Annotated in this window: 16 protein-coding genes; 7 read left to right on the top strand and 9 right to left on the bottom strand. The window is 62.8% G+C overall.

From position 1 onward, the window contains the following. The first annotated feature begins 339 nt into the window (after positions 1-339). Positions 340-1,644, top strand: a complete 1,305-nt coding sequence (locus QRN51_RS06000; RefSeq protein WP_284989045.1) for an MFS transporter — start codon at positions 340-342, stop codon at positions 1,642-1,644. Between the two features lie 4 nt (positions 1,645-1,648). Then, positions 1,649-2,101 (top strand): cytidine/deoxycytidylate deaminase family protein, encoded by a 453-nt coding sequence (locus QRN51_RS05995; protein ID WP_059389982.1) that lies wholly within the window; start codon positions 1,649-1,651, stop codon positions 2,099-2,101. A gap of 116 nt (positions 2,102-2,217) precedes the next feature. Here QRN51_RS05995 and QRN51_RS05990 read toward each other — a convergent pair whose 3' ends face one another. The 4 genes from QRN51_RS05990 to QRN51_RS05975 all read right to left on the bottom strand — a co-directional run bounded on the left by QRN51_RS05990 (position 2,218) and on the right by QRN51_RS05975 (position 5,295). Then, entirely contained in the window at positions 2,218-2,565 is a 348-nt protein-coding gene (locus tag QRN51_RS05990) for an RNA polymerase-binding protein RbpA (protein ID WP_059389983.1), read from the bottom strand. A gap of 244 nt (positions 2,566-2,809) precedes the next feature. After that, positions 2,810-3,751: an SPFH domain-containing protein gene (locus QRN51_RS05985; protein WP_059389984.1), complete on the bottom strand. Its 942-nt coding sequence runs from the start codon at positions 3,749-3,751 to the stop codon at positions 2,810-2,812. 118 nt (positions 3,752-3,869) lie between these two features. Continuing rightward, positions 3,870-4,331 (bottom strand): NfeD family protein, encoded by a 462-nt coding sequence (locus tag QRN51_RS05980; RefSeq protein WP_059389985.1) that lies wholly within the window; start codon positions 4,329-4,331, stop codon positions 3,870-3,872. A 121-nt stretch (positions 4,332-4,452) separates the two neighbouring features. Beyond that, entirely contained in the window at positions 4,453-5,295 is an 843-nt protein-coding gene (locus QRN51_RS05975; RefSeq protein ID WP_059389986.1) for a methyltransferase domain-containing protein, read from the bottom strand. A 68-nt stretch (positions 5,296-5,363) separates the two neighbouring features. On the opposite strand from QRN51_RS05975, the gene QRN51_RS05970 reads away from it, so the two are divergent. After that, a complete protein-coding gene (locus QRN51_RS05970; RefSeq protein WP_284989041.1) occupies positions 5,364-7,391 on the top strand; it encodes a S9 family peptidase in 2,028 nt (675 codons plus the stop codon). Here the strand turns inward: QRN51_RS05970 and QRN51_RS05965 are convergent. Genes QRN51_RS05965 through QRN51_RS05950 form a run of 4 tightly spaced genes read right to left on the bottom strand, consistent with a single transcriptional unit; the run spans position 7,381 to position 11,087 of the window. Further along, on the bottom strand, positions 7,381-8,058 hold the full coding sequence (locus QRN51_RS05965; protein ID WP_284989040.1) for a peptide deformylase: 678 nt from the start codon (positions 8,056-8,058) through the stop codon (positions 7,381-7,383). The two genes, QRN51_RS05970 and QRN51_RS05965, sit on opposite strands and share 11 nt — an antisense overlap. A 15-nt stretch (positions 8,059-8,073) precedes the next feature. Beyond that, a complete protein-coding gene (locus tag QRN51_RS05960; protein WP_332602208.1) occupies positions 8,074-9,219 on the bottom strand; it encodes an FAD-dependent oxidoreductase in 1,146 nt (381 codons plus the stop codon). Beyond that, positions 9,209-9,937, bottom strand: coding sequence for a class I SAM-dependent methyltransferase (locus tag QRN51_RS05955; RefSeq protein WP_284989039.1), 729 nt, complete (start codon positions 9,935-9,937; stop codon positions 9,209-9,211). The genes QRN51_RS05960 and QRN51_RS05955 overlap by 11 nt, the downstream gene beginning before the upstream one ends. Before the next feature lie 13 nt (positions 9,938-9,950). After that, the gene (locus tag QRN51_RS05950; protein ID WP_284989038.1) at positions 9,951-11,087 is read right to left on the bottom strand and encodes a type III polyketide synthase; all 1,137 of its coding nucleotides are present in this window, start codon (positions 11,085-11,087) and stop codon (positions 9,951-9,953) included. Positions 11,088-11,821: 734 nt separating this feature from the next. On the opposite strand from QRN51_RS05950, the gene QRN51_RS05945 reads away from it, so the two are divergent. Beyond that, a complete protein-coding gene (locus tag QRN51_RS05945; RefSeq protein ID WP_059389990.1) occupies positions 11,822-12,082 on the top strand; it encodes an META domain-containing protein in 261 nt (86 codons plus the stop codon). Here the strand turns inward: QRN51_RS05945 and QRN51_RS05940 are convergent. After that, a complete protein-coding gene (locus QRN51_RS05940; RefSeq protein WP_284989243.1) occupies positions 11,971-12,267 on the bottom strand; it encodes a dihydrofolate reductase family protein in 297 nt (98 codons plus the stop codon). The genes QRN51_RS05945 and QRN51_RS05940 overlap by 112 nt on opposite strands. Between QRN51_RS05940 and QRN51_RS05935 the strand changes: the two genes are divergently transcribed. The 3 genes from QRN51_RS05935 (at position 12,208) to QRN51_RS05925 (ending at position 14,047) form a co-directional block, all read left to right on the top strand. Then, positions 12,208-12,459 (top strand): hypothetical protein, encoded by a 252-nt coding sequence (locus QRN51_RS05935; RefSeq protein WP_284989249.1) that lies wholly within the window; start codon positions 12,208-12,210, stop codon positions 12,457-12,459. The two genes, QRN51_RS05940 and QRN51_RS05935, sit on opposite strands and share 60 nt — an antisense overlap. 177 nt (positions 12,460-12,636) lie before the next feature. Continuing rightward, a complete protein-coding gene (locus tag QRN51_RS05930; protein WP_284989037.1) occupies positions 12,637-13,503 on the top strand; it encodes a PhzF family phenazine biosynthesis protein in 867 nt (288 codons plus the stop codon). A 76-nt stretch (positions 13,504-13,579) separates the two neighbouring features. Continuing rightward, on the top strand, positions 13,580-14,047 hold the full coding sequence (locus QRN51_RS05925) for a MarR family winged helix-turn-helix transcriptional regulator (RefSeq protein ID WP_284989035.1): 468 nt from the start codon (positions 13,580-13,582) through the stop codon (positions 14,045-14,047). The last annotated feature ends 5 nt before the right edge of the window (positions 14,048-14,052 follow it).

Raw genomic sequence — 14,052 nt, 5'->3', positions numbered from 1 at the left:
GGAAGTTTGCAACACGATCAGAGACGTTGGCGCTTCAGCCTTCTGGCGGAAGGCCCAGCCCGGCCCCACGTCCACCCTCGTGTTTCCCTTTCTGATCCTGCGGCACCCAGGCAAGCCATCCACACTCCCTCTTACGGGACTGGGTGTCCCCGTTTGCTTCAAAGCGCTACGAAGAGGCACGCGTAGCTATCTGGGCTAACTCGCTTCCCATGAGGTGAGCTGGTTCGGCCTTGCCGGACCAAGCCAAAATGATAGTTTCGATCACCGTCCATTCCCCCTGGATGTCAACGGTGATCCGTACCCTCACGCACCGCGAAGGTGCGGAGGAAGGAAAGAATCATGACTGACACTGTCGTCAAGAATGGCCCGGAAAGCGCCCGGAAATCCCGGCTCTCTCCGGAAATCCGCCGTGGGCTGCTGGGCCTCGGACTCGGGAACACCCTTGAGTGGTACGACTGGATGGTCTTCGGACTCCTGTCGGCCTTCATCGGGCCAAAGTTCTTCCCGTCGCAGGACCCCACCGCCGCAACGCTTAACGCCCTGGCCGTCTTCGCCGTCGGGTTCGCCTTCCGTCCCTTGGGCGGCGTCCTGCTCGGTACTTTCGCCGACAGAATCGGCCGTCGAAAAGTGATGCTCTGGTCCATCATGATGATGGCAATCACCACGCTGATCATCGCCCTGTGTCCGACGTACCAGCAGATCGGCGGCGCCGCCGGCGTCATCCTCTTGGTCTGCCGCATCGTGCAGGGCATCTCCACCGGTGTTGAAGCTCCGCTTTCCACCGCGCACGCCGTCGAACTGGTTCCCGTGGGACGCGAGGGGTTCGTCGCGGGCATCATCTCCTTCTTCGTCAACTCCGGCATTCTCCTCGCCTCGCTGGTCAGCTACCTGTGCAGCCTGATGCTGAGCGGGGCTGTCATGGCCGACTGGGGCTGGCGTGTTCCCTTCATCGTGGGAGCGATCTTCGGCTTCATCGTGGTCTACCTTCGGCGCACTCTTCCGGAAACCATGCGGCCCGAGGAGCTCGCGGAGAACTCCTCCAGAGCTGTTTGGGGCGGCGTGCGCAAGCATTGGCTGAGCGTGCTGGCCATAACCTTCGTGGTTGGAGCAGCGCAAGCCTACAACTACGCCTGGAACACCGGCCTGCCCACTGCGGCCCGCAGCGGCTTCAAAGAAGACGCCACCGCTGTCTTCGCCCTCACCACCATTCTTGGAGCCGTGCTGGTTGTCGGCAGCCTGGTAGTCGGCAAGTTCGCAGACGGCAAGTCGATTTCGAAGTGGTTCCTGATCACCCGCGCACTGTCGATTCCGTCGGTCTTCCTGATGCTGATGTACGTCCGTCCGGGCATCGGCGGGTTCGCCGCGGTCCTCCTGGGCGGCTCGGTTGTCCTTGTCCTGAACATGACCCTGTACAACGTCGTCACCAGTTCCCTGATGCCCAAATCATGCCGAGGCGCCGGAACTTCCCTTGGTTACGGGATTGGTGTGGCCGTCTTCGGTGGTACGGCTTCCTATCTCCTGGTCTGGCTCCAGTCCATGAATGCATCGTGGATCTTCCCGGTTTACGTCGCGGTGCTGTCCGTGCTGAGCATTGTCTTCTACCTGCTGGCACGCAGGAAGAGCGGCATCTTCATTGGAAGCTAGGAACGTGATCTCGTTTGACCTCAGTCAGTCCGACGTAGAGCTCTACACCGCGGCCCGCCAACTGCTCCTCACGGCTCATCACAGCGAGAACCATCGTGTCGCTGCCGCGATGCGGGGCGCGTCAGGGGCGATCTATCTGGGTCTTCACATCGGTTCCAAACGAATCAACGTGTGTGCCGAATCCAGCGCCCTCGCCAATGCCCGCATTGCGCAGGAAGCCTCCATCGAGTCCTCCGTCGCAGTCAGCATGGACGAACACGGAGAACCGCAGGTCACGAATCCTTGTGGCGTCTGCCGGGAGCTGCTGCGGAACTACGGAGCCGGGGCAACGGTCCTGGTTGATGCCGGGGGAGAGGTTGGAACTGTCGGTCTAGCCGAACTCCTGCCATATCCCTGGATGCGGGCCACCGAGACCGAATGGGCCACCCAACCACCGGAAGCCACGAAGATGCACTAAATGCAACGGAAAAGTCCGGGTCCGCACTCTGAAGAGTGCGGACCCGGACTTTTATCGTGAAACTGTTCCCTCGGCAACTGTCCGCTGAGGAACGGCGCCCTTTGGGAATTGCGGCGTTATGCCGAGCGGCGTTCCCCGCGACGTTCGCGCAGGATGTTCAGGCGGTCTTCGAGGATCTGCTCGAGCTCGGGAAGGCTGCGACGTTCCAGCAGCATGTCCCAGTGGGTGCGGACGGCCTTCTCGTTGGTGTCAACGGGGCGTTCACCATCAACCAGGAGCGCTTCCTTGCCGGTCTTGGAAACCCAGACAGGAGGGATCTCGGCTTCGGAGGAGAAGGTAACGAAGACCTGCTCTCCGTCCGCGCAGCGGTATTCAACCCTCTGACGCGGCGCCGGCTCCACGCCGGATTCGGTTTCCATGCTCTGGGCGCCAAGACGCATGCCCCGCAGGCTGCGATCGCTCATGATTACTCCCTCTGTCTGTTCGCGGAACCATGCTCCGCGCTAGCCGGACGCCGCGAGGCGTCGCCCGGACTACTGTCTGCACACGTTGCATCACTAGATGAAACGCCTGACCAAGCGTTAATGTTCCGTTCGGATTGAACCGGCCGGACAAATACACCATTATACGCGGATCGAAGCTGACAGGACAAAGCGAAGAGGACCGGCCAGAGAGATTGTGGCCGGTCCCCGTTCAAACTGTCGGTAGTTACGCGGAGGGTTCTTGTTTGGAATCGCTGAACAGGTCAGCGACACCGGATCCACCGTTGGCGCCACCGAGCGCTCCGCCGATGCCCTTGAGGGCCTCACCGACCTCGCTCGGGATGATCCACAGCTTGTTGGATGAGCCCTCCGCAATCTTCGGCAAGGTCTGGAGGTACTGGTAGGCAAGCAGCTTTTGATCCGGGTTGCCCTTATGGATGGCGTCGAAGACCTTCTGAATGGCCTGCGCTTCGCCATCTGCGCGGAGGATGGCTGCCTTCGCGTCACCCTCTGCAGCCAGGATTGCCGCTTGCCGCTGGCCTTCGGCCGTGAGGATCGCCGATTGCTTGGTGCCTTCGGCCGTCAGAATCGCAGCACGCCGGTCGCGCTCGGCCCGCATCTGCTTCTCCATTGAGTCCTGAATGGAGTGCGGCGGGTCGATTGCCTTGAGCTCCACGCGGGAAACGCGGATTCCCCAGCGTCCCGTGGCTTCGTCCAGGACCCCGCGCAACTGGCCGTTGATCTGGTCGCGCGAAGTGAGTGCTTCTTCAAGATTCAAGCCGCCCACGACGTTACGGAGCGTCGTGGTGGTCAGCTGTTCAACAGCCTGGATGTAGTTGGCGATCTCGTAGGTCGCTGCCCGGGGATCCGTGACCTGGAAATAGACCACGGTGTCGATCGATACAACCAGGTTGTCTTCGGTAATCACCGGCTGCGGCGGGAAGGAAACCACTTGTTCGCGAAGATCCAACAGCGGCAGCAAGCGGTCGACAAACGGGATCAGGATGGTGAGCCCGGGGTTGAGCGTGCGCTGGTATTTACCAAGGCGTTCCACGACGCCGGCGCGCGCTTGCGGGATGATCCTGATCGAGCGGACCAAAACGATAATCACGAATATGACGAGAACTAGCAGCACGATCGCGGCTGCAGTTCCTCCCAAGCTGTCCATACATCTCCTTCATTCCCCAGTTACGTTTTTGATGCGGTATGTGTGCGGCAAAATGCCGGTCGCCAGTCGCCGAACGCTCGTCGTCGAACGTCGTGGCATAAGCCATGGCGGGACGCTGCTAGTGCGGGCTGTTTTCCGCTGTCGGGGCGACTACCGCCGTCGCGCCATCAATCCTGGTGACCTGCACGGTCTGGCCGGCGTCGATGATTTCCGCCGCGCTGCGGGCGCTCCACACATCGCCACCGATTTTGACGAGTCCCGCCGTCGCGCTGACGGGCTCCATGACGAGCGCCGATTGGCCGATCAAGCGGTCCACGTTGGTGCGTTGCTCGGCGGGCCCTTTGTGCAGATGCTTGAGTGCGATAGGACGGACGAACGCGATCATCAGCAGGGACACGATGCAGAGGACCACAATCTGCAACCACAGATCGGCTCCGGCAAGGTCAGCGACGAGTGCAGCCAGCGCGCCGGCCCCGAGCATGATGAAGAAGAAGCTGAGCGTCAGCATCTCCACCACGGCGAAAGCGAGAAACACCGTGAGCCAGAGGGCCCACCAGTTGCTGCCAAGCCATTCAAACATCGTTCCCCCTGTTTCCGGACTTGCGGCGGCAGCCGGCCTGATCCGGACTGCAGCGTCGGCAAGATCACAGTCGCTATTTTTCCATCCTAGCCCGGCGCGAAGGTTCCCGTTAGGCGCCTTGCTACGGCGCTGTGAAAACGCTGAGGGTGAACTTCGCGGTGGCTTGAACGGACGTTTCCGAGGCCGTTGACGCCAGAAGGGCGGCGCGTTCCAGGTGATGACCCGCCGGTCCCATGAAGGCGACATCGGCGATGTCCCGCCCACCGAGCTTGAGGTCCACGTCGAGGTGAATGGTGTCCGCGAGAGTGAAGAACTCCTGCATGGACTCGGTAAGTCGTTCTTCTTTTCCCGGCTCAATGTTGAGCATTCCGGTGCGTTCCGCAATCTCCCCAAGGTGTCCGTTGCGCGGAGTCACCACGATCACCCGGCCGCCTGGACGCAGGACGCGGGCGAATTCCGGGGGGTTCCGCGGCGCGAAGACCACGATGATGGCATCCACGGAGTGGTCGGCGATGGGCAGTGGTCGCCAGATATCCCACACCAGATTGACGGCGCCGGGATTCAGCCGTGCGGCCCGGCGGAGGGCGAACTTCGAGATATCGATGCCAATGGCTGCCGCAGGAGTGCGTTCCAGCACTGTCCGCAGGTAGTGGCCGGTGCCTGTCCCCGAATCGAGGACCAGGGAGCCCGGCACCGACAGGACCGGAGCCGCCTCCTCCGCGATGGCTTCGGCGAGCGGAGCGTAGTGGCCCGCGCCCAGGAAATCGTCGCGGGCCGCGACCATCTCTGCCGTGTCCGCCTCGAAGACGGTGCCCTTTCCCGTGAGCAGGTTGAAATAGCCTTGTTTGGCGGCGTCGAAACTGTGGCCGGCGACGCAAACCAGGGAAAGCGGCGCCGCCCCGCTTAGTCCAAAAGGACCCCTGCAGACCGGGCAGCGCAGGGAAGGGACGGCGTCGGAAAGCATAGGGACAATCCTACGGCGGCCGGAGTGGCAGATATCGTCACGCCGTGGCGGCCGCTAGGCTCACCAGCGTGAAAGCCGAACAACTCCCGCTGCTGAATTCCGTCTCTGCTCCCGCCGCCCATCCCGATGGGACCCGCGCCGTTGTGTCCGTAACGCGGCCCGATTTCGATGCTGATGCGTACGTCGGGCAGCTTTGGAGCGTTCCTTTTGACCCTGCGATCCCGCCCCGTCGGATAACCCGTGGGTTCCGGGACACCGCACCGGCATTCTCGCCCGACGGTACGGTATTGGCATTCCTCAGGGCGACGCCGGACGGCAAGCCGCAACTGCACGTGGTGGAGGCCGACGGCGGGGAACCGCAAGCGATCACTGAGCAGAAACTGGGTGTCTCGGACTTTTCCTGGGCACCCGATTCTCACAGGATTGTTTTCTCTTCGCGGGTTCCCGAGGAAGGCCGTTACGGAACGGTTGACGGCGTCGGGCCGGGCAGCGAAGACCCCCGATTGATCACCGACAACCAATACAGGCTCAATGGACTGGGTTACACCGCCGACAAGCCCGCGCAACTGTTCGTCGTCGACGTTCCCGAGCCCGGAGCGGAACCGCCGGTGGCCCCCGCCGGGAGGGCCGCTAAAGCCCTCGGGCCAGAGGCCGCGAGGCTGGTGCCGCGGGCCATGCAGTTGACCTCCGGCGACGTCGACCACACCTCGCCGTCGTTCAGCCGCAACGGCGAGAGCGTTTACTTCGTCGCCTCGCTTCACGAAGGCCACGACGCCGATCTCGCCTCGGGTATCTATCGTGTCCCCGCCGCGGGAGGGGACATCACCGCGCTGCGTCCGGACGCTGCACCGCAGTCCGTCCTGGAAGTCTGCGAGTCCGTGGACGGCGAATGGCTGTTCTTTACGGCACAGGACCTCGGCGATGACGGCCTGGATTTCGTCGCGAGGAACACAGCGCTATATGTCATGCCGGTCCGGGGTGGCAAGGCGACGATGCTGAGCGATGTCGAAAACCAGGACGTTGGCGGCCCCCTCGAAACCGTCGGAGCGGATGGGGTGCTGGCGCTCAACACGACTCGTGGGAACGTGCAACTGATCCGCTGGACGGCCGACGGCGGGACCGAGGTCCTCGTCGAGGGGCCCCGGGTGGTGATCGGCGCTTCCGCGGTGCGAGACATCGTGTCTGTCTCTTGCGGTGACGCGTTCAGCAACGGTGAGCTCGGCGTTCTGGAGAACGGTGAATTCCGGGTGCTCACCGATTTCGCCAGGGCGCTCCGAGGCAAAGCAACCATTCTTGAACCGCACGAGTTCACAGCCACCGGCCCTGACGGCTACCCGGTCCATGGCTGGGCGGTCCTGCCGGAGGGGCCAGGCCCGCACCCCGTGCTGCTCACCATCCACGGCGGCCCTTTCGCGCAGTACACGGGAGCCTTCTTCGACGAAGCCCAGGTTTACGCCGAGGCGGGATACGCCGTGCTGATGTGCAACCCGCGTGGTTCCGCCGGGTACGGCCAGGCGCACGGCGGGGCCATCAAGGAAAAGATGGGCACCGTGGACATGGCGGATGTACTCACCTTCCTGGATGGTGCCGTGGAAGCCTTCCCCGCGATGGACAAGGAATCGATCGGCATCATGGGCGGGTCCTACGGCGGATACCTGACGGCCTGGGTCATCGGCCACGAACACCGCTTCAAGGCAGCCATCGTGGAGCGCGGATTCCTTGACCCCGTCAGCTTTGCCGGATCATCGGATATTGGATGGTTCTTCGGTGGCCAATACACGGGCGGCTCGCTGGAACAGATGGCGGCCCAAAGCCCCATGGCCGTGGTGACCGCAGTCCGGACACCCACGCTGGTAGTCCACAGCGAAAACGATCTCCGATGCCCGGTTGAACAGGGCCAGCGCTACTTTGCCGCCCTCAAGGCGCAAGGCGTGGAGACGGCGTTGCTCCTCTTCCCGGGCGAAGATCACGAACTATCGCGCTCGGGCACGCCACACCACAGGCGACGGCGTTTCGAGCAGATCCTCGCGTGGTGGGCAAGGCACCTGCCTTCAGCAGCAAACCGGCCCCGCGAGGCCGGCTCAGCTACGGATTGAGGAAACCAAGCCCGCGGCGTGCCTCGTCGATACCGGGGTACGCCCAATGTGCTGAGTATTCTGCATCGTTCGCCAGGGACCGCAGCTCGGCGCGGTCCACATAGAGTCCGCCTTGCAGGTGGTCGGTCTCGTGCTGGACTATCCGGGCCTGCCATCCGGAGAATCCAGCCGAGGCTGCACTGCCGTCGGGACGCTGATAATGCACGCGGACATCGCGGTGCCGTGTGACCACGGCCTGGAATCCGCGCATCGACAAACAGCCTTCGTAGAACGACGCCGTTGCAGTCCCCTCGGGTTCGTAGCCGGGGTTCAGTATCGCGAAGAAGCCCAGCGGTGTCCTTTGGCGGATCTCCGAGGCCACAGGGTCAACATCGAAATGGTCTTCGAGCACGGCCAGCTGCAAGGGGATGCCGAGCTGCGGTGCGGCGAGGCCCACACCGGGAGCGGCGTGCATGACATCCCGCATCCGCTCGACCAGTTGCGCCAGTTCGGTGTCGTCGAGCTGGCCGTCATAGGGCGCGGCGCGCTGGCGCAGCACGGGATGGCCGACCTGCACGATGGGCGGGAGGCCTTCGAGGCCGAGCAAGTCCTGGACTGCGCTGCGGATTTCCGAGGCAGTAAACGTGGTGTCCGGGCCGGCAGCCAGAGGGCGGGTCTCAAAGTCCATGGATTGAGCTTAGTGTCAATGCATCGTGAATCTACGGGCAACAAGCTCCGAGAACATCGGCAAGGTGATGGCTCGGCCGATCACCGCGTTCCTTGCGTTGAGGACCTTCGGGGGCAAGGGGCGGCCCAGCGCCATGTTGAGGCTGGCCTGCCAGATGGCTTTCTTCGCTGCACGGTGCCGGTCCCGCTCGAATCCAGCGAGTTCCTTGGTGGCAGGGCCTCCCGCGGATGTTCGCAATGCTTCGCTGATGATCGGCGCCAAGGCAACGGCGTCCAACCAGCCCAGGTTCATCCCTTGGCCGCCGATCGGGCTGATCTCATGGGCGGCGTCTCCAATCAGGGCGACCCGTCCGTGGATCATGCGGGAGACCATCCGGGAGGTGACGCCGAACGCGCTGATCATCGTATTGCTTGCGGAATCCACCGCGCTGCCGGTCCGCTTCTTGATAAGTGCGGCGAGCGCATGGGGAGTGGGTTCCTGGCACGGCGCGCCAAGCCGGACCACCCACCGGCGGATGCCGTCGGGCAGGGGGAAGGACTCCACGATTCCTCCGGGCTCAAGGAAGAGGACGGCGTTGTCGCCGTACGTCGATTCATCCCGGAAATCGCCCATGACGTAGTAGTCGGGATAGGTGCGGAGACGCGGCTCCAAACCCAGTCCCTCACGGACGGCGGAATGGACACCGTCGGCGGCCACTACGAAGCGGCCTAGAAATTCCACCGGAGCCCCCGATTGCTGTCCCCGCAGACGCAGGTGTCCGCCGTCGTCGACGACTTCCTCAACCTGCACCCCGCGGTGGAGGGCTCCCGGATCGAGGTCGATCACCCTGGACTCGAGGGCGTGGGTGGTGAGGTATTGCGGAACGGAAAGGATGAAGGGGTACTCGGCGGAGGGGCGGGCGAAGTCCATGTCGGCAACTTTCCTGCCACCGCTGTAAGCCGCACCGTGGGTGATGCGGACCCCGGAAGAGACCAAGGGATGTGCGGCACCTACTGCGTCCAAGGCCGCCAGGGCGGGAGGATGGATTCCTATGGCGCGCGTCTGGCGGCCCGACGTCGCGCGCCTTTCGAGAACCGCGACGCGGTGCCCGTTTTGCAGCAGCAGGGCTGCCATATATAGCCCGACAGGTCCGGCTCCAACCACCACGACGTCAAACATCATGGACCTCGCCGGGCCGGTAGACCAGCAGGTTGTGCCACAAGCCGCTCGGTTCAACCGTCCAGGCCGGGGGAGTGGCGGCCTGGAGTTCCGTTGCCGTGTAGCTGCGCCTGATGGACGTGAGGCCGTCGCCGTGGATGTAGGAACCGATGCCGAGGGGCCAGGATCCTGCCCAGAAAAGTGCGTAGGCCATGCGGCTGCGTTTGAGGTCGTTGTGCAGGGCGATCCGGCCGCTAAGCTGTTCGGAATCGTGAAGGAAGGCGGCGAGTTCCGGGGTGGTCAGGTGGTGCAGGACATGGTTGGAAATAACGACGTCGAATGTGCGACCTTCTGACACGAGCTCCGAGCTGAGGGCCTTCCGGTAGCTCACGCCCTCCACCGGCGGAGCGGAGTTGGCGAACTGGAAGGCGCGCTCGTCCGGGTCGATTCCGGTGATTTCCAGCTGATAGCCGTCCGCCGCGGCACGACGAGCGAGGTTACGGGCGACGTCTCCACCGCCGCAGCCGATGTCAAGGACCGTGGTGGGCACCGCCGTCGTGAGCAAAGGCTTGATCCGTGAGCTGTAGGTGGCCCGCCAGCCGGAAACTACGGCGTTGACGATCGGAAACCGCGCGTAACTCCGGTTGAGCCGGTCAAGCTCGCAATCGGGACGGTCCATGTCTTCCACCGCGGTCACATCCCGTTCGCCGAGAAAGCCGCCAGTGCGGGGGTGGGCGAGCATCAGAAACCCGGCATCACAGAGTCGGGGAAACCCTGGTGAACAGTCCCGTCTCCACCGTGAGGCCGGGGCCGAATGCCATGGAACAGATGCGTTCCTCCCGCTCTGCCGGAGTTTGTCCCAGGATGTGTTTCAAGACGAAGAGCACAGTGGCGCTGCTCATGTTGCCGTAGTCGCGAAGGACGTCGCGGGCGGGAATCATCTGCTCTTCGGTGAGTTCAAGCTTCGATTCGACTTTGTCGAGGATGCTGCGGCCGCCGGGATGGATGGCCCAATGTGTAATGTCCCGGTAGGGGAGTCCGGCCAGGGAGGGGTCCCGGGCAAGCAGCGGTTCGAGCGCGCCTGTGATGTGTTCCTCGATGATGTGGGGCACGTACGTGCCGAGAACCATTTCGAATCCTTCGTCTCCGATGTTCCAGGCCATGGCTTCTTCGCCGACTGGCGTCAGGACAGTCTCGAAGTGATCGAGCCTGATCACCGGGTCCGGCCCTTCGGGTTCGCGGGAAGTCACGACGGCGGCTGCCGCGCCGTCCGCAAAGATCGCCGAGCCCATGATGGTGTCCGGATCGTTTGAGGTCCGGACGTGGAGCGAGCAAAGCTCCACGCAGATGACGAGGACAACGGCAGAGGGGTCGGCCTGGCAGAACTGCCGGGCTGCGCGGAGGGCGGGGAACGCGGCGTAGCAACCCATGAAGCCGAGGTGATAGCGCTGTACCGCCGGGCTGAGTCCGAGGGCCCGGACTACTTTGTAGTCGGGGCCGGGATTGAAAAATCCGGTACAGGAAACAGTGATGACATGGGTTATGTCAAGTAAATCGATATCGGGACATTTCCCGACGGCGGCCTTGGCGGCCTCGATGAACAATTTGGTGGCTTCGACGGCAAAGATTTCGTTGCGGACTTTGGTGCTGGGGCTAAGTACACGGCCCGTGGCGGGGTCGAAGAACGAGGGATTCTCGGAGTGGTTATCAAGGGACAATTCGGCGACGGCGGTGAATCGGGTATCGATTGCTGCTGAATCAAAACAGGTTCGCACCAGCCGGGATCCAAGCCGTGTCAGGCCGGGTTGAGATGCAAAAACGTCGCGCGCCTGTGGTTGCACAAGCACTGTGGGCGGTACGGCAGTTTCCAGAGACCTCACGTAGACCGGCATGCTTCATTGTTGGCGACGAAGATGCCGTTGACAATGGCAGGGCGTGGAAATGTGGACGTTTTGAGGGGCGTCGGCTGTTTTCCGGGGAGCTGCTCCTCGACCGGTTTCCGGGTTTTCAAAGCTTCTGCGTCACAAATTGAGGCGATGGGCTACTAGTTCTAGTAGGAGCCCATTTGTCCGTTTCGCTGAGCTCGCCGAGCGGCTGGACGGTTGGCAATCGACAATGGAACGGGTTCTCACAGCTACTCCCACTCTCGTGGTTTTAACGCCGATAATCTACATTATGTAAAGTAGCGAAAGACCGTTCGCCCGTTTCTACGAATACATTCGCTTCTTCCGACGGACACACAGGTGCCGAAATCGGTCCTGCCAGACCCCCGCTTCTCCCCGGGGCGCAGTGGCAACCAAACCGGCGAACGAAGCCCAGTGACAAAGCCGCCGACCACGTATACGCTCCGATCAGCTTCCATCTTCAGGGGGATTCGATGAAGCATTCACGATGGTGGCAAAACACTTTTCGCCTGCTATTTTTCGTCCTGTTAATGACTTCTTGTGCATCGGGCCCGGTAGGCGAAACAAGGCCGGACGTCCCAGCGCTTTCCCCGACCGTTTCCACGCCTCCAGTGGTTCCGTGCACGTCGTTCCTGCCGTCCGCCCCATGTTCGCAATACGTCAGCATTTCGGGGACATCCGACGGCGTCACCCTGCCTTGGGTGGCGGCAGGCGGGCTGAGAGTGGAACTGTATTCCGTCAACGGGGTGCTTCAGTTCGCGGCGAAAACCCCGTGCAATCCGATCAGTGGACCGGCGACCATCACAGCGAACACCCTCACACTCGGCAAACTCGCGGCTGGAGCAATGGGCTGCGCCGGCGAGTCTTCTGCTCAGGAGCAATGGGTCACGCAATTCCTCAGTCGCCCCATAGAAATGTCGTTCGTGAAGGACACTCTGACCTGGACGGCTGGAGCGGACACGCTCAGCTTCAAAAGCAAATAGCAGGCGCTCGTTGTGGCGTTACGCTGCCCACCAGACGGAATTCCCGGCGGGGCTCCGCTGGTCCAGCATGGGGCTCCTCCCCCAGTGCCCTGGCCGACGATCACGGGATAGGTGAGCAAATCGAGTTGGTCGACGAGGTCGTTGGCGAGCAGCCATCGGACCAGGACGCCGCTGCCCGGGACCAGCAGCTCGACGTCGTGATCTGCCTTCAGCTCGGCGATTGCTGTGGCGAGGTCGCCGGACGCACCGCCGTAGACCTCGCTGAGATAGTCACCCGTTTCGGCGTCGAGAAGAGGTATGGCCCATCCCCCGCGCTCAAAGCCGCCTCTGCGATCTTCGTCGGCTCCGCCCAATCCCTGCATCACGCCGTCCACTGAGACGTTGGTCGTTGTCGTCAACCTCATGTCGTTTCACCGCGTCGAACAACGGCCGCGGACCCCTTCTGGATCCACGCTACGTGCCCACATTCTCCCAAGCCTTTACGCCCTTTGCCCGGTAGCGCCGTCGAACGCTGAATTCGATCATGGCGCCGCGTTCCGTGCGACGATATCCGGATGGAACAGACCCCGGATGTGCTGCGCTATGCCGCCTTTACCGATACCCCCGAAGGAGGAAATCCGGCAGGAGTGGTCCTGGATGCAAGCGGCCTGGACGACTCACGGATGCAGGCAATCGCGGCTGACATCGGGTACGCGGAAACGGTCTTTGTCACCGAGATGGCCGTTGACGGGGACGCCCGCCGGAACCGTGTGCGGTACTTCTCCCCCATCGCCGAGGTACCGTTTTGCGGCCACGCGACTATCGCTTTGGCTGTCGCGCTCTCAGAACGCGACGGTGCGGGAACCTTTGTATTCGACACCGAGGTAGGGCCCGTGGTGATTGAGACGGCGGGCCGCGGCACTGAGGTCACGGCAAGCTTCACGAGCGTGGAACCCCAAATTGCCGAGTTCTCCGACGGCGTCCTGGATTCCCTGCTCGGATTGCTCGGCATGGGCCAAAGCGAACTGCACCCGGGCTACCCTCCGAAGGTCGCTTTCGCCGGAAACTGGCACCCCATCCTGGTCTTCGCCGAACGGAGCACCTTCGACTCCTACGTGTTCAACCCGGATGCCATGCGCGCGCTGATGGATGCCCAGGGCTGGGCCGGCACCGTCACGACGCTCTGCGAGATTGCTGGCGGCGAGTTCGACTCGCGCAACCTTTTCCCCGTGGGAACCATCACTGAAGATCCGGCGACAGGTTCAGCCGCCGCGGCTTTCGGCGCATACCTCCGGCTGCTTTCGCTCGTGGAGACCCCAACCCGAGTGATTGTGCACCAAGGCAGCCACGTCGGCCGCCCGAGTGTCCTCATGGTCGACATTCCCCCGCAAGGCGGAATTGTCGTGAGTGGCGAAGCTGTGGAGATCGCCGAGCCCACATAACCAGTCCAGGCCCCACAAAACCAGGATAGTAAGGCAACCTTTTCAGTTTGCCTTACTAACTGCTAGCGTCGTTGTTATGAACCCCCACCCGGATACAGACGCGACGGGCATGCTCGAAGCTGCCGCGGAGCTTCGTGTCCTCATTGGCCAGTTGACCAGGCGGCTGCGTGAGCAGTCCCAAGTGGACAACCCGACCCAAGTGGACAACCTGACGAATGCGCAAAAGGCCGTGTTGATCCATTTGGATCGTGACGGTCAGGCCACCCTGTCCGCGCTGGCCCGCGCAGAGGGAATGCGTCCCCAGTCCATGGGCGCCATCATTTCCGCCCTTTCCAGCGCAGGACTCGTTGAGAGCGGCCCTGATCCGGCAGACGGCCGCCAGCGGATCTTGTCCCTCACAACCGAAGCCCGGAGGAGCATCAGCGCCAGCCGGGCGGCCAAAGCTGATTGGCTCTACCGCACCATCCAGTCCAAACTCACGCCGGACGAGCAGGAACGCTTGCCCGGCGCTATCCACCTACTCAAACGCCTTCTGGAGCCGTGATACCC

This window comes from Arthrobacter sp. efr-133-TYG-120, assembly GCF_030209785.1.
In the GTDB taxonomy this organism is placed as follows: domain Bacteria; phylum Actinomycetota; class Actinomycetes; order Actinomycetales; family Micrococcaceae; genus Arthrobacter.
This window is presented reverse-complemented; position numbering and strand designations above follow the sequence as displayed.